Annotated in this window: 24 protein-coding genes; 3 read left to right on the forward strand and 21 right to left on the reverse strand. The window is 45.2% G+C overall.

The features are described 5' to 3' along the window. Positions 1–36: 36 nt before the first annotated feature. The 6 genes from DWV34_RS10390 to DWV34_RS10415 all read right to left on the reverse strand — a co-directional run bounded on the left by DWV34_RS10390 (position 37) and on the right by DWV34_RS10415 (position 4984). Positions 37–780, reverse strand: coding sequence for a hypothetical protein (locus tag DWV34_RS10390; protein WP_006567249.1), 744 nt, complete (start codon positions 778–780; stop codon positions 37–39). After that, positions 770–2188: a sensor histidine kinase gene (locus tag DWV34_RS10395; protein ID WP_009289848.1), complete on the reverse strand. Its 1419-nt coding sequence runs from the start codon at positions 2186–2188 to the stop codon at positions 770–772. Before DWV34_RS10395 ends, DWV34_RS10390 begins: the two co-directional genes overlap by 11 nt. Beyond that, a complete protein-coding gene (locus DWV34_RS10400; protein WP_009289849.1) occupies positions 2185–2844 on the reverse strand; it encodes a response regulator transcription factor in 660 nt (219 codons plus the stop codon). The genes DWV34_RS10395 and DWV34_RS10400 overlap by 4 nt, the downstream gene beginning before the upstream one ends. An 85-nt stretch (positions 2845–2929) precedes the next feature. After that, a complete protein-coding gene (locus DWV34_RS10405) occupies positions 2930–3538 on the reverse strand; it encodes an NUDIX hydrolase (RefSeq protein ID WP_006567252.1) in 609 nt (202 codons plus the stop codon). 91 nt (positions 3539–3629) lie between these two features. Continuing rightward, positions 3630–4394 (reverse strand): nucleoside phosphorylase, encoded by a 765-nt coding sequence (locus DWV34_RS10410; protein ID WP_009289850.1) that lies wholly within the window; start codon positions 4392–4394, stop codon positions 3630–3632. 5 nt (positions 4395–4399) lie between these two features. Then, positions 4400–4984, reverse strand: a complete 585-nt coding sequence (locus DWV34_RS10415) for a TetR/AcrR family transcriptional regulator (RefSeq protein ID WP_118476239.1) — start codon at positions 4982–4984, stop codon at positions 4400–4402. Between the two features lie 325 nt (positions 4985–5309). On the opposite strand from DWV34_RS10415, the gene DWV34_RS10420 reads away from it, so the two are divergent. Together DWV34_RS10420 and DWV34_RS10425 are read left to right on the forward strand one after the other, a co-directional pair. After that, positions 5310–5657: a phasin family protein gene (locus DWV34_RS10420; protein WP_009289852.1), complete on the forward strand. Its 348-nt coding sequence runs from the start codon at positions 5310–5312 to the stop codon at positions 5655–5657. Next, entirely contained in the window at positions 5647–7227 is a 1581-nt protein-coding gene (locus DWV34_RS10425) for an ABC1 kinase family protein (RefSeq protein WP_009289853.1), read from the forward strand. Before DWV34_RS10420 ends, DWV34_RS10425 begins: the two co-directional genes overlap by 11 nt. A gap of 46 nt (positions 7228–7273) precedes the next feature. Here DWV34_RS10425 and DWV34_RS10430 read toward each other — a convergent pair whose 3' ends face one another. From DWV34_RS10430 to mtaB, 10 genes are all read right to left on the reverse strand, one after another. Continuing rightward, complete coding sequence (locus tag DWV34_RS10430) at positions 7274–7906, reverse strand: GyrI-like domain-containing protein (RefSeq protein ID WP_009289854.1); 633 nt, start codon at positions 7904–7906, stop codon at positions 7274–7276. A 112-nt stretch (positions 7907–8018) separates the two neighbouring features. Next, positions 8019–9245, reverse strand: coding sequence for a peptidase U32 family protein (locus DWV34_RS10435; protein WP_009289855.1), 1227 nt, complete (start codon positions 9243–9245; stop codon positions 8019–8021). 1 nt (position 9246) lies between these two features. Further along, positions 9247–9894: an O-methyltransferase gene (locus DWV34_RS10440; RefSeq protein WP_006567260.1), complete on the reverse strand. Its 648-nt coding sequence runs from the start codon at positions 9892–9894 to the stop codon at positions 9247–9249. Beyond that, positions 9891–10304: a hypothetical protein gene (locus DWV34_RS10445; RefSeq protein WP_233444307.1), complete on the reverse strand. Its 414-nt coding sequence runs from the start codon at positions 10302–10304 to the stop codon at positions 9891–9893. Before DWV34_RS10445 ends, DWV34_RS10440 begins: the two co-directional genes overlap by 4 nt. Positions 10305–10325: 21 nt before the next feature. Beyond that, positions 10326–12272 (reverse strand): ribonuclease J, encoded by a 1947-nt coding sequence (locus DWV34_RS10450; RefSeq protein WP_009289856.1) that lies wholly within the window; start codon positions 12270–12272, stop codon positions 10326–10328. A 19-nt stretch (positions 12273–12291) separates the two neighbouring features. Further along, the gene (locus DWV34_RS10455) at positions 12292–12741 is read right to left on the reverse strand and encodes a Fur family transcriptional regulator (protein WP_006567263.1); all 450 of its coding nucleotides are present in this window, start codon (positions 12739–12741) and stop codon (positions 12292–12294) included. 26 nt (positions 12742–12767) lie between these two features. After that, positions 12768–13034 (reverse strand): DUF1292 domain-containing protein, encoded by a 267-nt coding sequence (locus DWV34_RS10460; protein ID WP_006567264.1) that lies wholly within the window; start codon positions 13032–13034, stop codon positions 12768–12770. A 16-nt stretch (positions 13035–13050) separates the two neighbouring features. Further along, entirely contained in the window at positions 13051–13467 is a 417-nt protein-coding gene (gene ruvX, locus DWV34_RS10465) for a Holliday junction resolvase RuvX (RefSeq protein ID WP_009289857.1), read from the reverse strand. Positions 13468–13472: 5 nt separating this feature from the next. Further along, positions 13473–13727 (reverse strand): IreB family regulatory phosphoprotein, encoded by a 255-nt coding sequence (locus tag DWV34_RS10470; protein WP_006567266.1) that lies wholly within the window; start codon positions 13725–13727, stop codon positions 13473–13475. 68 nt (positions 13728–13795) lie between these two features. After that, complete coding sequence (mtaB, locus tag DWV34_RS10475) at positions 13796–15115, reverse strand: tRNA (N(6)-L-threonylcarbamoyladenosine(37)-C(2))-methylthiotransferase MtaB (RefSeq protein WP_009289858.1); 1320 nt, start codon at positions 15113–15115, stop codon at positions 13796–13798. Between the two features lie 77 nt (positions 15116–15192). On the opposite strand from mtaB, the gene DWV34_RS10480 reads away from it, so the two are divergent. Then, complete coding sequence (locus DWV34_RS10480; RefSeq protein WP_006567268.1) at positions 15193–15435, forward strand: hypothetical protein; 243 nt, start codon at positions 15193–15195, stop codon at positions 15433–15435. Between the two features lie 8 nt (positions 15436–15443). Here DWV34_RS10480 and thiI read toward each other — a convergent pair whose 3' ends face one another. From thiI to DWV34_RS10505, 5 genes are all read right to left on the reverse strand, one after another. Continuing rightward, on the reverse strand, positions 15444–16622 hold the full coding sequence (gene thiI / locus DWV34_RS10485) for a tRNA uracil 4-sulfurtransferase ThiI (RefSeq protein ID WP_006567269.1): 1179 nt from the start codon (positions 16620–16622) through the stop codon (positions 15444–15446). A 12-nt stretch (positions 16623–16634) separates the two neighbouring features. Further along, positions 16635–17777, reverse strand: coding sequence for a cysteine desulfurase family protein (locus tag DWV34_RS10490; protein WP_006567270.1), 1143 nt, complete (start codon positions 17775–17777; stop codon positions 16635–16637). Between the two features lies 1 nt (position 17778). Beyond that, complete coding sequence (locus DWV34_RS10495; protein ID WP_006567271.1) at positions 17779–18516, reverse strand: 16S rRNA (uracil(1498)-N(3))-methyltransferase; 738 nt, start codon at positions 18514–18516, stop codon at positions 17779–17781. After that, positions 18516–19481, reverse strand: coding sequence for a 50S ribosomal protein L11 methyltransferase (gene prmA / locus DWV34_RS10500; protein ID WP_009289859.1), 966 nt, complete (start codon positions 19479–19481; stop codon positions 18516–18518). The genes DWV34_RS10495 and prmA overlap by 1 nt, the downstream gene beginning before the upstream one ends. Positions 19482–19550: 69 nt before the next feature. Continuing rightward, positions 19551–20201, reverse strand: a complete 651-nt coding sequence (locus DWV34_RS10505) for an HAD family hydrolase (RefSeq protein WP_009289860.1) — start codon at positions 20199–20201, stop codon at positions 19551–19553. Positions 20202–20204 lie beyond the last annotated feature (3 nt).

Here is a 20204-nt window from a genome sequence, read left to right on the forward strand (position 1 = left end):
GTATCACAATTCAGTCAAAATTCCATCGAAGTTGTATCATCTGCTGACACTGTTTTGATCTCCGCCATTTCCCTCAGGATGAATATAAAATTCCCCTTCTTCCGCAAACTTTTTGCTGAAGAATATAAATAAATAGTATACTTTTTCACTGCCTGACCTGTATGTTACAAAATAGTTGTTTTTTACCGCAGCCATTTTGTTTGTTTCTTTCAAACCAAGATACCGGCCCCAGATCCCTATGATCTTCTCAGCATCCGAAGGCTTGATTCCGGCTCCTTTTACACTGTCGATACTCAAAATCTTATGTGAAGAATCATCAATGACCGCCACTAAACTCTGATCCCCTGATTGTACCGTCACGCTGTGAATTCTCAGACGTCTTGCATAATTTTTTGTATCCAGACAAGTCGTTGTGGTTTCATAAAACATCATTGTATTCTTATTCAAAGCAAGCTTTGGAAACATTCCCATTTCTTTTAGTTGTTTTAATTCTTTCATACAAACGTTTTTGAGTTCGTCTATCTCTGCCGATCCCCACTCATAAGTCTGGTTCGTCACGGCAATCTCCTCCGCTGAGTTATCTGCTTCCGCAATGAGTGATAATTTTTCCTCTATAGTTAAGGTATCTGTCCGGATTTCCGATGTATCTTCCACCTTGTCCAGTTCCACCCGGCCTCTCATTTTCTTATCCTGATACCCCGATATCAGAGACGGCCATAGAATACAGGAGGCTGCCAGGACCGCTGAAAAAAAGCAGATCAAAATATTCTTAAATTTCATCGGACCTCTCCTTTCTGAGCTGAACGGTGACTGCCGTTCCTATTTCCAGCCGGCTCTCAAATTCCATCGTTCCGCCGTGCAGTTCCACGATCCGGCGGCAGAGAGAAAGTCCAAGCCCCGCTCCGCCTTCTTTTCTTGCTCTGGACTTATCTGCCATATAGAACGCTTCCGTTATTCTGTTCATATCTTCTCTGAGCATTCCCCTTCCGTTGTCTTTTATCACAAGGGTATAGCCGTTTTCATCTGATCTCCCTTCAAAACGGATCAGTCCGTCGGCATCCACTGCTTTCCTGGCATTATCCAAAAGATTCACACAGAGACTCTGCAGCAGATCCGGTTCTCCCCATATGATCCCCTCTTCAAAAGAAGTTTCAAGCTGGATACCTGATGCTTTTAAAAGAGGCTCTGTGAGATGAATGACTCTTTCAGACAGCTCAGCTGCCGGGACCGGTCTCATGGAAATTTTCTGCTTGTCCAGAACGATCAGGTCCATCAGCTTCAGAGACAAAGCCTCCAGACGCTTCCCCTCCTCAAAAATATAATTCGCCGCCTGAAATCTCTGCTCCTCACTGAGTCCTCTGGACCGCAGGGTATCTGCGTATCCTATGATAGAAGTCATAGGCGTTTTCAGTTCATGTGCAAAGCTTCCCATAAACATCTCCTGGCGCAGCGCAGAATCTTCAAGTTCACAGATCTTTTGTTCCAGCTGCTCTGCCATTGTGTTAAAATCTCCGGCGAGAGAACCGATCTCATCCTCGGACACCACCTCCGATCGAATCTTTAAATCACCTGCTGCGAAGTTTCTGACTGCCCGGGAAAGGATCCGCAAAGGCTGGGTCAGCCATCTGGACAGGCAAAAGACAGCAATTCCCAAAGTTACGACCAGAATAACGGAAATCTTCTGATACAGCTTCATCTGATTTTCTTTTAATTCATAAATCGGGGTAATATCTCGTACATTTTCCAGGTAAAATACTTCTTCATCTACGGTGAAGCGGCATGCCGACTGCAGATAATACCTGCCGTCCTGTTTAAGAATGGAGTATCCTGTATGTTTTTCGTCCAGCGCCTTCATTACTTGATCTGGTACACGAAAACTCAGATCCGAAAACAGCTCCCGGAAGGAACTGTCACATATCCGAAATTTTCTTTCTTTTCCCGGTGACGAGAGACTGATTGATCCGGCCAGCTTTTTAACCGTGTTTTTAGGTGAACCGCTGTCCGGAGGAGATACGGCAATAGAAGCCCCCAAAGTTGCCCGGAAAATATTGTTTTCCTGATATGACATCTCTGCGGTCTGGCGCAGAGATGACTGAAAAGAAGACTGGATCAAAAAATACCCGCCAACACTGAATGTGAGCATAGTAAGTGAAATAATGCTTAAAAATACTTTCCAGGAAAACTTCATTGCGAATCCTCCAGGCGGTAGCCTACCTTATAGACCGTTTTTATTTTGTGTTCCCATCCGATCTTTTTTCTCAGTCGCTGCACGTGCAGATCGACTGTCCTGCTGTCCCCCATGTATCCGCTGCCCCAGATCTTCTCATAGATAAAGTCCCTGAATAAGGCAATGTTTTTATTCTGTATCAGGAGCAGCAGCAGTTCATATTCTTTGACTGTCAGATTTACAGGCTGCCCCTGTTTTTTTACAATTCTTGCGGACATATCAATCTCCAGGTCTCCTTCCTTCAGACGGCTTTCTGTCTTCTGACAGCGCCTGAGGACCGTCTCTACCCTGGCCAGCAGTTCCGCAATTTCAAATGGCTTGGTCAGATAATCGTCTGCCCCTGCCTTCAGTCCCTTTACTTTATCTTCTGTATTGGCCTTGGCCGTAAGAAATATGACCGGAATCTCAAGCGGCCTGATGTAGTCCATCAGCTCATAGCCGTCTATCTCCGGCAGCATGATATCCAAAAGAATCAGATCAAATCCCTCCTGTTCCAGCCGGTCGGCCGCCTCAGCCCCGTCAAAGGCACAGTCACAGCAGTATCCCGCTGCCGCAAGATTCATCTGGATTAAATTAGATATAGCCGGCTCATCCTCGACGATTAAAATACGGTTCATATTCCTCTCCTCTGCTTTTCATTTATTTGTCGAAAAATATAACAGATCCTTGTATCATTTTTGTATCCTCAGCTGCTAATGTCCATTATAAATTCAGAAAATCAAAAGGCTCCTTATCCTGTAAAAAGTGCATAAGCATATAGGCACACATGATGGCCACATGTTCTTCTTTAAGAATCCTTTTTACTTCTTCTCTGTCTGCCAATACGATCTCAATCTCTTCGGAGTCTTCCTGTCCCTTCTTACTCGGTGTCCCGCTGGCGTATCCATAAATGGTGGCACAGGACTCATCTGTCATGCCGACAGACATGAATCCGGGCTTTTCAAACATCGGGTCTGCATCGATCAGCTCCAGAGAAAGTCCTGTTTCTTCCTTCAGCTCCCTGATTCCTGCCTCCCGGTAGTCTTCTCCTTCTTCCACCAGACCTGCCGGAAATTCATAGATATAATCATCGATCGAATACCGGTACTGCCTGACCAGCACGACCCTGTCCCGTTTTTCACCGTAGAGGCTGTAAACAATAATGCCGTCCGGATCATTGCGCTTTGTCTTTAATTTCAGCCGTTCCATATTTTTCACCCTGGAAGCGATATAGTAATTCAACGGTTTTCCAACCCGGTTTGTGCCTTTTAAATGATACAGATTCAGATGTGGATTATCTGTCAGTCTGCTGACTTCACTAATTTTTTTCATGACGAATGCTCCTTTTCTAACGATGCTTCTTTTTGTTCTGTCTGTTTTTATATATTATATCGGAAATGCCGTCCCCGGGAAAGCCTTTCTGTTACAGGGCTAAGGCACATTCAAACGCAAGTTGCATGTATTTCTTAAAATTTCTGATACCGTACTCTGCCAGATCTCTTTGCTCCCATCTGTCTGCATGCAGATGATCCGCACCGTATAAAAATTGAACAAATGGAATCTTCCGAAACTGGGTGACCGCCAAAGCAGCAGAACATTCCATCTCAACTGCAAGGCATCCCTGTTCTCTGCGCTCTTCTATTACACTCTGGGTTTCCCTGTAAACCGCATCCGTGGTCCATGTCTTGCCGGTCACATAAGACATTCCGCATTTTTTTAAACTATTCTTTAATATATTTACAGACGATGTCTCCGCATGGATCTCCTCACTGGCCGGCATATAATGATAGCTGGTTCCCTCATCTCTTACCGCGGAAACAGGGACAATGATTTTATCCTGGACAGCGGACTGGTTCAGGACCCCGCAGCATCCAAACATCACGATCTTTTTCGCTCCCATTGCTATGATTTCTTCTAAACCGGCCGCACAGGCAGGGGCCCCCACTCTTGATAAAAAAACCGCAATACGCTTTCCGCCATAACGTATTTCATAGACCGGAAGATTCCCGTTTGCACTGCACAATTCTGCGATCTTTTTTCCATCTCTTGATTCAGCCAGCCGATCGATCATATTCGCCGAAAAAGTGGTAATGCATACCTCCGGAAAATCCGGTTTTTCTTCTATAACATTCCATGGATTTATCAGAGCCGTTTTTGCACTGTCCCAGCGTTCAAATATCGTTGCCATATCTTTTATTCCTTTCTCACTAATAAATTTCGGATTTCCTTCATCATTCTTTCCGGTACTTCTCTGTTGACCGGCATGAGTCTGCTGTACATTCTTACTCCCTGATAGGAAAAAATGATCAGGTCAAACACTGCCGGTATATCGACAGGATAGAATTCCTTCCGGTCAATTCCATATTGAAGAAAACTCTTCCATGTATCAAATGACGCTAAATACTGACGGTACAAGGCATTCTCCCCGGCGGCATTTTCCTTTATGCTGAAATATTCATAAATCGCAGTGCTCAAAGAGCCTTCCCTGTCGATCATTTCCTCCTGGTAGCGTTTCAGGATATCATCCAGAATATGAACCGCAGAAAGTCCCAGTCTCATTTTTGAACGAAATTCTTCATCCTGGGAATTCATCATTTCATCCACGATTTCTTTAAAAATCTGTTTTGTGTTCTCATAATGCCCATACAAGCCTCCCCGGCTTAACCCCGTGATCTCACAAATATCTTTCATTGTAACTTCTTTAAAACCCTTCTCTGCGAACAAAAGACAGGCTTTCTCCCTGATCCGTCTCCTCGTCGCTTCACCTCTCTTATTCACGGAACCCTCCTTTCCGACATATGTGTCTATAACTTCAATATACGACACATATGTCGGAAAGTCAATAGTGTACATCTGCGAGCCATATAAAAATTCCTTCGAAACAAAAAAGTCTGTTCAGCAATCTCTTTTTTCGTTAAAAAACACATATCCAGCAGGCATTACGTCCATTTTTTGCGTGATTGGAATGAGGCATTCTAAGAGCAGAACGGAAATCATGCAGAAAATGTCTCTCGGGTGGACGCGCTTCGCGCGATAAGGTATACTTATTATATAGTTTGAAACGTGTTTATCTCTTTGTTTTTTTGCAGAAAGGATGGTTTTTATGGATTTTGGAGAAGGTATGAAGAAGGTTCTGCTGGCCGGTATCGGTGCTATGGCTGCAACCGCGGATTCCGCCAAAGATATCGTCGAGGATCTTGTAAAGAAAGGGGAACTCACCGTAGAACAGGGGAAGGTCGTAAATGAAGAGCTAAAGCATAAAGCAAAACAAAAACTGAAAGATCATGTGACTGTAAATGTTGTGAAAGACTATGGAGACTTGATAGATGCGGTGGATGATATGTCTGAGGAAGATCTGGACCGTTTAATGGATAGAATCGAGGCAAAAAAGCAGGCATCTGAAAATACTCCGGAAGATACCCCGGAGGAATCAAAAGAAGATGAGCAGTGATGTCTCTAACCGGCGGCTTCTCGATATTCTCACAGTATTAAAAAGGCATCATCTCTCAAGGGGGATGACCCCTCAAAAGCTGAAAGAGATTCTGGAAGACCTGGGGCCCACATATGTCAAGCTGGGACAGATTATGTCCATGCGCTCTGACATGCTTCCAGAAGCATACTGTACAGAATTAAAAAAACTCAGGACTGAAGTAAAACCACTGGACTTTTCTCTGGTGAAACAGGTGGTCGAACAGGAACTCTGCCGTCCCCTGGAATCTGTATTTTCTGAGATCCAGCCAGATCCGTTAGGCTCTGCTTCTATTGCACAGGTTCACTTAGCGGTGCTTGCAGACGGCGGACGAGTTGTGATCAAAGTCCAGCGGCCTCATATCCGGGAAACCATGGAAAATGATATTCATCTGCTGAAAAAAGCCGCCAAAATCATGAAAATCGCCATGGGTACCGGTGACCTGATCGATTTTCATACGATACTGGATGAACTTTGGAAAACTTCTCAGGAAGAGATGGATTTTATAAGAGAAGCGGACAATCTGGTGCGGTTTTATGAACATCAAAAAGACATTGCCTATGTCACCTGCCCGCAGGTGCTCACCGAGTTTACTACACCCCGTCTGCTCACTATGACCTATATCGACGGCATCCAGATCGATCATATTGATGCACTCCGAAAGGCCGGATATGACATGACGGAGATTGGCGAAAAAGCTGCGGAAAATTATTGTAAGCAGATCCTGGAAGATGGTTTTTTCCACGCGGACCCTCATCCGGGTAATCTGTGGATTGCGGGAGGAAAGATTGCCTGGCTGGACCTTGGCATGACAGGACATCTGTCTGAACACTATAAACAGCTGCTGCGAAAAGCTATTACAGCACTGTTAATGCACGACATCTATACACTGAAAAATGTCCTCCTCACCCTGGGAGAGCCAAAAGACCGCATCAATCATGCCAGGCTCTATACGGACGTGGATGACATCGTCAGCCGTTATATGACTTTAGACTTCGGCGAGATGCGCCTGGGCGATTTGATCGAGAAGCTCCTGGATCTTGTAAAAAAGCATAAGATCGCCATCAGCCCGGATATCACACTTCTCGGCAGGAGTATGATCACTATGGAGGGCACTCTGGCCGCCTGCTCCCCTGAAGTCAACATGCTCTCCATTCTTTCCATGCATATGTCTTCTATGATATATGATCATTTTAACTGGAAGAAGGAATTAATCCACCGGGGCCGGACAGCTTATGCATCCCTTGATAAATCCATGGAGATCCCGTCCCAGCTTTCTGACCTGTTAAATATTACAAAAAACGGGCAGACAAAATTAAATATGGAACTTACAGACGCAAATGATTTTATGAAAACTTTTCGTCAATCTGTCGGTTACCTTGTGCTCGGGATCGTCTCATCCGCTCTATTTCTTGGTGCAGTCCTGCTTTGTATGACAGAGCTGAGACCTCTGATCTTCGGTATCCCCTGGATCAGTTTTATCGGATTTGTTCTGTCCGGGCTGATCATTGTATACTTGCTGTACCGAATATTATTTCGTCCAAAATACTGAAAATGCTGTAAAACAGATGAACCTGCATCTATTTTACAGCATTTCTTTATACCTTCAAAGTGTATCTGAGGATCGTCTTTTTATTCTTTGAATCGGCCTGTCTGGCCCCTGCCACATAGATTTCCCGGTGCCAGTGATTCCGTCTTTCATATCCCTTCTCTTTGATAAACTCATCCATCTTCGCAAAGGATTCCGGTTCATCGCCGAATGGCCCCTTATGCATGATCTGAGCACACAGCCCTTCCTCCTGAGAGAAAAACTCCACCTCTTTAAGCAGCTGATGAGGCTTCTTTCGGGCAACTGCATCATACGCTTTTTTAAACATCTGCTCTGTCATCACGTCCGGCTGCTTCAGCATAATCCGGTAGACAAAGCGGTCTTTGTCCAAAGGATGCTCTGGATCAGAAGTCGTCCATACTCCTTCCAGCGGATAAACTACATAGTCATCATATAAACCGTCTATCCTGTCTGCCGAACCGTCAAGACAGGCTTTTTTATATCCGTTCTTGATCTGATATGCAAGTGAATATAAAACTCCGACTCTCTCAGAAAAATCTTCTTTATTCGGATCACCTTCCCCGCAGATCATAATATAGTTCTGCACCGGCATCCTGATCAGAGACGGCTCCTGCTTTGCGCTGTAAATCTCTTTCTCCTGTTTTCTCCATTCATATTTCATAAGAAATTTCATCTCCCTTCCTAATAGGAATAATATCACCTTGAACTTGTCATCCCATGTCATGTTAAAAAAACATCGGCAATATTTTTTGCCGATGTTTTGAAACTTCACTTTATTCTTCTTTTCGTCTGAGCAGATATCCTTCCGGAATTTCTTCTCCGAAATCCACATAGATCATCTGTCTCGGGTGAGGCGCACTCTCCATGGAAACGCCATCCTCATCCTCGATCGCTTTTACGGTCACCTGGAGGTTTTCTCCTCCCGGTATCATGACCTCGATGGTCTCGCCTGTGAGGAACTTATTTTTCTGTTCCAGCAGCGCAAATCCCTTTTCATTGTGTCCCTGCACGATGCCGATATAGGTATATTCTTTCACATAAGTATTGCTGTCATAAATCTGAGCATGTTCATCTGTCTTCCCATAATAGAATCCGGTTGTAAACTGCCGGTAAGTGCACTTGGAAATCTCCTGCCTGTAATAATCCATATTGGCAAAATATTTCTCCGGTGACTCCCTGTAATCGTCAATCGCTTTTCGGTAAGTTCTCGCAACCGCCGCCACATAGAGGGCAGTCTTCATTCTTCCTTCGATCTTCAGGCTGTCGATTCCTGCGCCGATCAGGTCATCTATGTGTTCGATCATGCATAGATCCTTGGAATTAAAAATATAAGTCCCCCGTTCATTCTCATACACCGGCATATATTCGCCCGGCCTGGTCTCCTCCACCACAGAATACTTCCACCTGCACGGATGGGTGCACGCCCCTTTGTTGGCATTCTGTCCGGTAAAATAATTGCTTAAAAGACAGCGCCCCGAATGGGAAATACACATGGCCCCATGGACAAATGCCTCAATCTCAAGATCATCCGGGATATGCTCCCTGATCTCTTTGATCTCCCGAAGAGAAAGCTCTCTGGCAGCCACCACACGGGATGCGCCCTGTTCCTGCCAAAATTTATAAGTGGCATAGTTGGTGCTGTTGGCCTGTGTGCTGATGTGGCGTTCAATCTCCGGACATTCCTCTTTGGCGATCATGAAAACACCGGGATCGGAAATGATCAGTCCGTCCGGCTTTATGTTCCTAAGCTCCCTGAAATATTCCCGGATACCGCTAAGGTCTCCGTTATGAGCCACGATGTTGGCTGTTATATAAACTCTGACTCCGTGCTCATGGGCAAAACAGATTCCTTCCCTTACATCGTCCATAGAGAAATTTTTGGCTTTTGCCCTGAGCCCGTACATTTCTCCTCCGATATAAACCGCATCTGCTCCGTAGAGCACAGCTACTTTCAGTACTTCCAAATTGCTTGCTGGTATCAGCAGTTCTGTTTTTCTCATGTTACTCTCCTGTTTTCATACTCACTGCCACCCCGTCTCCCACAGGAAGCACAGATGTCTCCAGCAAAGGATGGTTTTTCAGTGTATATAAGTACTCCCGCATCCGCTTGTGAATGGTCCGGTCTCTGCGTTCCACCGCATACCTGGATCTTACGATATCCCCATCCTGAAGCACATTGTCGGAAACTAAAATGCCTCCCGCAGGAAGCAGACGTAAAATGTGCTCAAAAAAACGGATATACTGGCCTTTGGCCGCATCCATAAAAATAAAATCAAAGGTTCCGGATAGTTCTTTTAAGATCTGGACGGCATCCCCTTTTAAAAGAGTCACTGCGTTCTGCACTCCCGCTTCGGCAAAATTTGCCTCAGCTTTCAGTATCCTTCCTTCGTTTCGTTCAATGGTTACGACAGTCCCGCCCTCCGGCTGAAACTTGTGCATATAAAGAGATGAAAATCCCACAGCCGTTCCGACCTCCAGGATTTTCATCGGCTGCTTCATCAGCACTAATAATTTCAGAAACTCTTTTGTCTCGGGCTTCACGATCGGCACATGATTCTTCCTGGCTTCGCGTTCAATCCTCTCAAGAAAAGCGTCCTCCTCCCGGATCAATGAGCGGAGATAATCTGTTACATTTTCATCTACAATCATTTTTTCTCCCTTTCACGGACATCCCCGCACAGCACAGCCATAATCTCATCAATTCCCTGAGACTGTGACAGGCTGTACTTTCCGGGAACAAACTCCGTTTCACTATATTTCGAGAAAAATTTTCTTACTTTAAATCTGTTTTTACCGATGATCAGATGCTTCTCATAAAGCTGATCGGCCACCTGTCCGGTCCCGTCTCCCTTAGAGATTACCACCTGAATCTTCCTGGTGCTGGAAGCGTCATATGCCTCGTTTGAGAAAGCATGATAAGCAAAAGAATACATGCCGAAAAATAATCCAACGATCAGACCTATAATCAGGATCTGATGGACCACCTTCCAAAAAAGCCGGAACAGGTCATCTCTATTGTTTTTTCTCTCTTCATCCTTTGTCATCATCTGTCTTTGCACTTTCCTTCCCCGCGTAAAGCTTTATACTTCTGTAATGATCGGAAGGATCATCGGATCCCTCTTCGTCTTCTTCCAGATATAATTGCTCAGCGTGTCCCGGATACAGGACTTTAACTTGCCCCAGTCGGTAATGTTCTTTGTAAGACAGCCTTCCACCGCATCTTCCACAACCTGTCTGGCTCCTTCCATGAGGCTTTCAGATTCTCTCACGTAGACAAAACCGCGGGATACGATATCCGGACCTGCCAAAATGCTGTTTCCGTGTTTTTCCAAAGTCACAGTCACAATGATCAGGCCATTTTGTGACAGCTGTCTTCTGTCGTTCAGCACAATATTTCCTACATCCCCGATGCCCAGTCCGTCTACGAGGATTCCCTGGGCAGGGACTTTTCCGGTGACTTTTCCGGCTTTCTTGTTTAGTTCCAGAACGTCTCCCTCTTCCATAACAAAAACATTCTCTTTCGGAATTCCCATTTCCAAAGCCAGCTCACTGTGACGCACCAGATGGCGGTACTCTCCGTGTACCGGTATTGCATACTGGGGCTTCGTGAGGGCATAGATCAGGCGGATCTCTTCTCTGCACGCATGCCCGGATACATGAGTATCCTGGAACACGACTTTTGCTCCCTTCATAGCCAGCTCGTTCATAATGTTTGAAACATTTTTCTCATTTCCCGGAATCGGGCTGGAACTGAACACGATGGTATCTGTCGGTTTGATGGAAACCTTCCGGTGGGTGCCGTTTGCCATCCTGGATAAGGCTGCCATTGTTTCACCCTGGCTTCCCGTGGTGATCATAACGATCTGATCGTCCGGTACATTTCTCATCTGATCTGTCTCAATCAGAGTATTCTTAGGGATCTTGATATATCCCAGCTCTGAAGCAGTCGCAATGATATTTACCATGCTCCGGCCTTCTACCGCTACCTTTCTTCCATGCTTATAAGCGGAATTGATAATCTGCTGTACACGGTCTACATTGGAAGCAAAGGTGGCAACAAGAATCCTTCCTTTTGGATGGGCCGCAAACAAGCTGTCCAACGTCTTTCCAACGTTCTTCTCAGACTGAGTATACCCGGGTCTCTCCGCATTGGTGCTGTCCGCCATCAGCGCAAGGACACCCTCTCTTCCCAGCTCCGCAAACCTTGCCAGATCGATTGCCTCTCCGAAAAGAGGAGTATGGTCGATTTTAAAGTCACCAGTATGAATGATCAGCCCTGCCGGAGTGTGGATAGCAAGTGCCGCAGCATCCGCAATACTGTGGTTGGTCTTGATAAATTCTACCGTAAAGACTCCCAGTTTTATCACATCGCCGTGTTTTACGACTGTCTTCTTCACCTGTTTTAACAGTCCATGCTCTTTTAATTTATTATCGATCAGTCCCATTGTAAGCTTTGTCGCATAAACTGGAATATTGAGCTGTTTCTCAATATAAGGGATCGCTCCGATATGGTCCTCATGCCCGTGGGTGATGACCAGTCCCTTGATCTTCTTCGCGTTTTCCTTCAAATAGGTTACATCCGGGATGACTAAATCAATTCCGAGCATCTCATCATCCGGGAAAGCTACCCCGCAGTCAACGATCAAAATATTATTGTTATACTCAAAAGCCGTAATATTCATACCGATCTGACCGAGTCCGCCGAGAGGAATGATCTTTACCGTTCCCGTATTCCTTCTCTGAGTTGTCCTCGGACGTCCCTGTGCTTTTGGTGCAGCTGTCTTCGTCTGAGTCTTCTTCGCTGCTGCCTGTGTCTTCGGCGCTGCTTTCGCCTTTGCAGGCGCCGTCTTTTTCGGTGCCGCCTCTTTCTTCTGCGGCTTTGCCTTAACCGTGAGTTCCTTCGACTCATTCGGTATCACTGCCGGAGTCTTCGGCTGGCTGTACTTTTTCGGCCAAAAGTTTTTTGACTGTTTCTTTTGCTGTTGTCCTTCTGTCTTGTTACTTACACTTGTGTTGTCTGATTTCAAAATAATTCCTCCATTATTATTACTTCCGGTTATTTTGACAATCACGACAATATCCGTACATCTTTAATTCATGATCATGGACGATGAATCCGGTCGTTTTCTCAACCTGTTTTTCTAATTCATCTAATAAATCATCGTCGAACTTTAAAACTTTTCCGCAATTCACGCATATCAAATGATGATGGTGGTGCTCATTTTTATCTTCTTTTCCGATTTCATAGCGAACGTATCCATCATCTAAATTCAATTTATCAATTAATCCTAATTCACAAAGTAACTGTATGGTACGATAAATTGTCGCAATCCCGATTTCGGGAGTGTCTACTCTAACCAATTCATAGATTTCTTCCGCGGTCAGGTGCTGGTCCGGTTTTGATGAAAGTGCCTTTAATACAGCTTTTCTCTGATTCGTCACTTTTAAACCCTTGCTCTTTAAAATTTTTATAAAAGCTTCTTCATTATAGCCCATCAAACCACCTCGAAATCCTGTTACATTTATACTGTCAAATCAAAATCCTCGATTAATTCATTGAATATCTTGGATATGATCTCAAGTTCTTCTTCATCTTCTACGATCTCATAGGAGACATAGTCCTCCTCCAGTGAGATTTCTTTCATAATCAAAACTGTCCCGTCTTCCTCCACGGAATCCGCAACAAGCAGGTAATTTGTCCCTGCCAGTGTCGTCTGCTCCAGAACCATAAATTCAATCTCCCGGCCCTGGTCATCTAAAAAGAGAATTCTGCTCTCTTTGTCTTTCATTTTATCAATCCTTTCTTTACAGAGAATCCAGATATCCCTGTAAAATCATCGATGCAGCAACCTGATCAATGACCTTTTTCCGATGTTCCCTCCGGACGCCGCTTTCCATCAATACTTTATTGGACGCAACAGTAGAAAGGCGCTCGTCCCACAAGATCACATCCAGTCCGGTTCTGCGCACTAAACTATCGCGGAAAGCTTCCGTTGCCATTCCGCGTTCTCCGATCGTATTATTCATATTCTTCGGATATCCGAGGACAATCTTTTCAACCTTATATTCGGCGACGATCTCCTCGATCCTTGCATAAGTCTTTCTTAACTTATTTTCATCTTTTCTCGTAATGGTTTCAAACGGCTGCGCTGTGATCCCCAGCTCATCGCTCAGGGCAACGCCCACTGTCTTTGTCCCATAATCAAGCCCAAGTATTCTCATAATCCCTACTTCAGCCTTGTATCAATATAATTTAAAAACAGGGCCTCGATGATCTCGTCCCTCTCTACTTTATTGATCATGCTTCGTGCATTCTTATGGCTGGTAATGTAGGTGGGATCACCTGACATAATGTAGCCTACCATCTGGTTCACCGGGTTATATCCTTTTTCCTCCAGTGCTTCATAGACATGCTCTAAAATTCTGTGCACGTCCAGTTCATCTTTCACCACAGAAAAATGCTGTGTCTGATTCTTATCCATATTATCACGTCCTTTTTCGTATCTTTTTTTTATTCTAATATATATCCGAAAAAATAGCAATGGATTTTCTACACATTTCCTGCCACATATCCTTCCCCGGTGATACCGGTGAGTTCAACTTCCACGATCTGATTTTCCAGCGGCTCTTCACTTTCCACCGCCACTTTGACGTATTCTTTTGTGTGCCCCACATAGAAATTTCCGGAGCTGTTTCTTAATTTTTCTTCGATCAGAACTGTTCTTCGTGTCCCGATCTGCCTGTTTTCAAACGCATTTTTATGTTCCTCATTCATGGCGATCAGGACTGCGCTCCTTCTGGCTTTTTCCTGATCATTTACCTGATCTTCCATGACGGCAGCCCTGGTGCCTGCTCTCTTTGAATATTTGAAAACATGCATTTCATACAGTCCGATCTCTTCCAGAAATTTTCTCGTTGCCTCGAATTCTTCTTCAGTCTCTCCCGGAAATCCTACGATAATATCCGTTGTCAGTGCGGGATCTTCGTAAGCTTTCCTCAGAATCTCTGCTTTTTCTCTTATCTCGTCCGTCGTATATTTCCGGTTCATCCGTTTCAGGGTAGCATCACATCCGCTCTGAAGGGACAGATGAAAATGCGGACAGAACTGCTCTATACTTTGAAGCCTTTTTACAAAATCTTCTGTGATGATCCCCGGTTCCAGAGAACCTAAACGGATTCGGTCCACTCCTCCAACCTTTCCTATTTCTTCGAGCAGATCAATCAGTCCTTTGTCCCCGTCAAGATCCGTCCCGTAGGAACATACATGAATCCCTGTAATGACAAATTCCCTGCATCCGTTTCGGGCAAGGCCTCTGATCTCAGAGAGGACATCTTCCATATCCCGGCTCCGGACTCTTCCTCTGGCATAGGGAATAATACAGTAGGAACAAAACTGGTTGCACCCGTCCTGAACCTTGATATAGGCTCTCGTATGTTCATTTAAATGCCTCACATGCAGGGCTTCGTATTCGCTTCCCGAAGACAGGTCCAACACCTCGGCATCCCGGCGGTGACCCTCAAAATATTTTTCAAGGATCGGAATCAAATCTTTCTTTTTATTGTTCCCAATGATCAGATCGATCAGCGGATCTTTTTTCAATTCTTCTTTTCCCACCTGGGCATAGCATCCAACAGCTGCCACCACGGTATCCGGATTCAGCTTCTTTGCCCGGTGCAGCATCTGTCTGGACTTCCGCTCCGCTATATTCGTCACAGAACATGTGTTGACGATATAAATATCCGCACCTTCTTTGGGACTGACGATTTCAGCCCCTGCATCCGTCAGCATGTCAAACATGGCATCGGATTCATATTGGTTGACCTTGCAGCCCAAAGTCACGACTGCGGCTTTCACATTTTTTAAACTCATGGAGTTTCTCTTTTCCTTTCGTTGTTATTGACAATTCAAATCTTAGCTTGTACACTATCGTCATTGGAGGATGAATCATGTGCGAAGTACAATTAATGCTGAATTCCATAAAAAAGGTCAACGACTTTATCAATATTATCAAAGAATATGACGGCGGTTTTTACATAATCTCGGGTTCCTACCTTTTGGACGCCGCAAGTGTCATGGACCTGTTCAGCTTAAACTTAAACGAACCAATTCTTCTCGCCTTTCAGATTCCCGAAAAAAGGGATGAGATTCTTCAAAGGCTGGAACCCTTTCTCTGTTCTTCCCCTCAGTAAATCATTCTTTATTTTACAACGATCACTTCCGTAGTTTCGATCGCTTTTTCCATCAGTTCCTCTATGACATCAGCAAGATTTTCTTCTGATTTCTCAATTTTCTTTAAGTTTCCTTTGGTCACAGGATGTTTTGCCACAAAGATTGTACAGCAGTCCTCAAACGGCTGGATCGAAGTCTCAAAGGTGTCGATCCTCTCTGCGATATTTACGATTTCCTGCTTGTCCATCCCAATCAGCGGACGAAACACAGGCATATGGCATACGTCGTTTGTGATCGCCAGGTTATGGATCGTCTGGCTGGCAACCTGTCCGATGCTTTCGCCGGTGATCAGCGCCAGCGCATCATTTTCCTGTGCAAAATGTTCTGCGATCTTCATCATATAACGGCGCATGATGATCGTAAGCTGGTCGTGCGGACATTTCTCATAAATAGCAAGCTGAATATCCGTAAAGTTTACCACATGAAGATGGATCGGCCCCGCATACTTAGAGACAATCTTTGCCAGATCCACGACTTTCTGTTTTGCCCGCTCGCTCGTATATGGAGGTGCATGGAAGTAAGTCGCATCGATGCGCACTCCTCTTTTGGCAATCATATATCCTGCCACAGGGCTGTCGATTCCTCCTGACAAAAGCAGCATGGCTTTTCCGTTTGTTCCCACCGGCATGCCTCCCGGTCCGGGGATCTCCACAGAATAAATATAGATCTGCTGTCTTACCTCGATGTTTAAAAGCACTTCCGGACGGTGCACGTCTACCTTTAAGTCCGGCCATGCATCCAAAAGTTTTTCTCCCACCAGACAGTTGATGTCCATAGAATTCATCGGGAATTCCTTATCGCCCCGCCTTGCATTGACCTTAAACGTAAAATGCTTCCTGTCATACTGGCTGTCAACGTAACGTACTGCCGCATCCGTCAGATGCTCCACATCCTTTGTCTGCTCGATCACCATCGGACAGATGCCCGTGATCCCGAAGACAGTTTTTAACGCTTCCACGGCTTCCTCATAGTCAAAGTCCTCCTGTCCTTCCACAAAGACACGCCCGGACTCTTTTCTCACCTTAAATTCTCCCACCGGCTTCATGGCATACTTGATCTGTCTAACCAGTGCATCCTCAAACATGTAGCGGTTTTTTCCTTTGATGCCGATCTCGGCATATTTTATTAAAAAAGCTTGTACTTTCATCTTCTCTCCTTCTTATCTTCTTACGAATTTCCGCAGCATCGGAACTAATTCTTCCAGTGCCGCTATGACCTGGTCCACTTCTTCCTTTGTGTTATAGACAGAAAAACTAAACCTCAATGTTCCGTCCCGGTACTCAGGGCTGAGTCCGATGGCAGACAGGGTGCCGCTTACATGGGGACGGTTGGAAGAACAGGCCGATCCGGAAGAAACATAAATTTCCCGGTCTTCCAGTGCGTGCAGCAGAACCTCACTTCTGATGTTTTTAAAACTGATGCTTGCCACGTGAGGCGCATCGCCGGAGTTGTCTTTGATCTCGGGAATTTCCGTGACCCGGCTTCTGAAATAATCTCTGACTTCCCCGATCTTGTCTGCATTCTCTTTCAGATGCCCGGCCATAATCTGGCAGGCCTTTGAGAGTCCCGCAATCCCCGGCACGTTTTCGGTGCCCGAACGCATTCCTTTCTGCTGTCCTCCGCCTAAGATCAACGGCTGTATTTTTGTCTTCTCTTTCACATACAAAAATCCGACGCCTTTTGGACCATGGATTTTATGGCCGCTCATGGAAAGCAGATCGATTCCTTCATTCTTCGGAACTACCGGGATTTTCCCATATCCCTGGATCGCATCAACATGAAAGACCACTGCAGGATTTCTGCTTTTTATCATCTTCCCGATTACTTCAATAGGTTCCACTGCGCCGATTTCATTGTTGACCAGCATACAGGACACAAGAATTGTATCCTCTCTGATGCAGTCTTTAAGCTGTTTTAAATCGATGATCCCTTTTTCATCCACGTCCAGATAGGTGACTTCAAATCCTTCATTTTCTAAAAAAAACATCGGTTCATACACAGAGGCGTGTTCAATCTTCGTGGTGATGATGTGTTTTCCCCGCCTTTTATTGGCCATCGCCGTTCCTAGGATCGCAAAGTTATTGGACTCCGTGCCCCCGGAAGTAAAAACGATCTCTTTTTCCTTTGCCTTCAGCGTCCCTGCGATGATCTGCCGGGCCTTTTTCACAATATTTTCCGCCTCGATCCCTTTTGTGTGCTTGGCAGAGGGATTTCCGTAGGATACTTCCATCGCCTCATTCATAGCCTCCAGTACCTCAGGAAAGACTTTTGTTGTCGCCGCATTATCTAAATATACCGCCATGTCACTCCTCCAATTCAAACATTAAAACCGACAGCATGGCCATGCCTGCCGTTTCCGTCCGTAAAATCCTCTTTCCGAGACTTAAGATCTGTCCTCCTGATTCCCGCAGTTCTTCTATCTCTGCCGGCTCAAATCCGCCCTCGGGGCCGATAAAAATGCCCACAGATTCCCTGCCTTTCACTTCTTTTACCAACTGTCTGGAATATTCCATTCCCTCTGCCGCTTCATACGGGACGAGAACCATGGAAAGTCCCCGGGCCATTTCTGCTGCCTCATGAAAACTGTAAACTCGGCTTACTCGCGGTATCATGCCCCTTTTGGACTGTTTTGCCGCACTTAAAGCCACCGCATTCCACCGTTCTGTCTTTTTTCTTGCTTTTTTCTCATCCAGCTTCACCACACACCGCTTCATTTTTACCGGCACAATCTCACTGGCTCCAAGCTCTATGGCTTTCTGGATAACCAGGTCCATCTTATCTCCTTTGGGAAGCCCCTGAAACAGCACGATCCTTGTTTTCAGTTCAGATTCGGCACCATGAATGTCCAAAATCCTTGCCTGAATCTTATCCCCTTCAAGAGAAACCAGTTCAGATTCATACTCCATGCCGCTTTCGCTGCAGAGCAGAACCCGTTCCCCTGCTTTCATCCTGAGAACATTCCGTATATGATTTACGTCATCACCTTCCACCCAGATATACGCTCCGTCCACCTGACACTCTTCTATAAAAAAACGATACATTATTTTCTTCTTCTCCTTGCAGTGATGGACACCCATTCCTTCATCCGCCGGGTCTTTTCAGCGAAAAATCCATACTTTTTAAGCTGTGAGAGCACCTCCTGCTCTTTTGTTTCAATGATTCCGGAAATCACAAAAGCACCGTCCTCTTTTAAGAATAAATCTACAATCGAAGTGAGGGGCAGGATTACGTCAGCAAGAATATTGGCTGCCACAATATTGTATTTCTTTTCTCCCAGTGAGCGGGCAAACTCCTCGTCTTCCAATACATTTCCAAAATGGGTTTCATACTGTTCCCGGCTCAGATGGTTGACGTCCATATTTTCTTCGGCTGCTTTTACCGCCCTGGGATCAATATCTGTCATCACGGTCTTTTTTGCTCCCAGCTTCAGGGCAATGATGGATAAAATCCCGCTGCCGCAGCCCACATCCAGCATAACCGTTTCCGGATGGATCTCCTCTTTCAGCCCTTCAATGCAAAGTCTGGTCGTCTCATGGGACCCTGTGCCGAATGCAGTTCCGGGATCGATCTCAATGACCACATCCCCGTCTTTGTGTTCGGTCAGCGTCTCCCATGTAGGTTTAATCACAATCGTATCATCCAGCCTTATCGGTTTAAAAAACTTCTTCCAGTTGTTGATCCAGTCTTCTTCTTTGGTAAATCCATATTCTATTCTGCCTTCTCCGATGTCCATAAAACTTTTCAGCCGGCCGAGCATTGTCTGGATCTTTATAGTCACATCCTCAAGATTTTCCGACTCATCAAAATAACAGTGCAAAACTGCTTTTCCGTCATCCGGCTCCTCATGGTCCGGAAGGACTTCTATAAACATCTCGTCAATTTCTTCCTTGGAGAGCGGCACATGATCTTCCACTTCCACACCTGCTGCTCCAAGTTCCGTAAGTTCATAACTGATCATATCCTCTGCCGAGGTGACTGTACGGATCGTAATTCTGTTCCATCCCATGAAATCTGCTCCTTTAAACTTCTTATCCGTTTCACTATACCAGTTAATTAGTGTATCACAGAAACAGGCTCAGAACAAGAAGTCGCGCATGGTTTTTGTAACTCCGGGATACTTTCTTAGCTCTTCCTCTTTTTCCTTTGGACAAATCACCGCGATATCCCTGCACCCCGCCTCATATGCACTTCTGATCCCTGACAGGGAATCTTCATAGATGCGGATTCGCCCCATATCCACTCCGATAAGATCCGCCGCCTCTTGAAACATGGCGATTTTGTTTTCATAAGTCCCATCGTCATAGATGATCTCAGACGGCTCAAACCAGCGGTCCAGCCGGAAAGATTCGATAAAGAAATCTATATTTTCTTTGATGGAGGCACTGGCGATCGTAAAAGGTATTTTATGCTGTTTTAAATAGTCAAAATATCTTTCTGCGCCTGACACCAGATGTAAATGTTCCTGATCCTCTCTGCAGAATCTCCGGTAGTATTCTTCTTTCAGCTGAGAATATCTGTCTTGTTCCTCCTCTGTTGCTTTCCCGTCCATCATATACTGGATATTCATAATGTTCGGAGTTCCGTTCAGCTTCGTGTGCAGTTCTTCATCCGTGATATCTCTTCCCCGCAGCAGTCTGGAAATCTCTCCCCATGCCAGCACATGCTTATCATCATCAAAAAACAGTGTCCCGTTAAAGTCAAAAATTACACCTTCATATGTTTCCATTTT

The sequence above is a fragment of the Anaerostipes sp. AF04-45 genome (assembly GCF_003461725.1).
GTDB classification, from domain to species: domain Bacteria; phylum Bacillota; class Clostridia; order Lachnospirales; family Lachnospiraceae; genus Anaerostipes; species Anaerostipes caccae.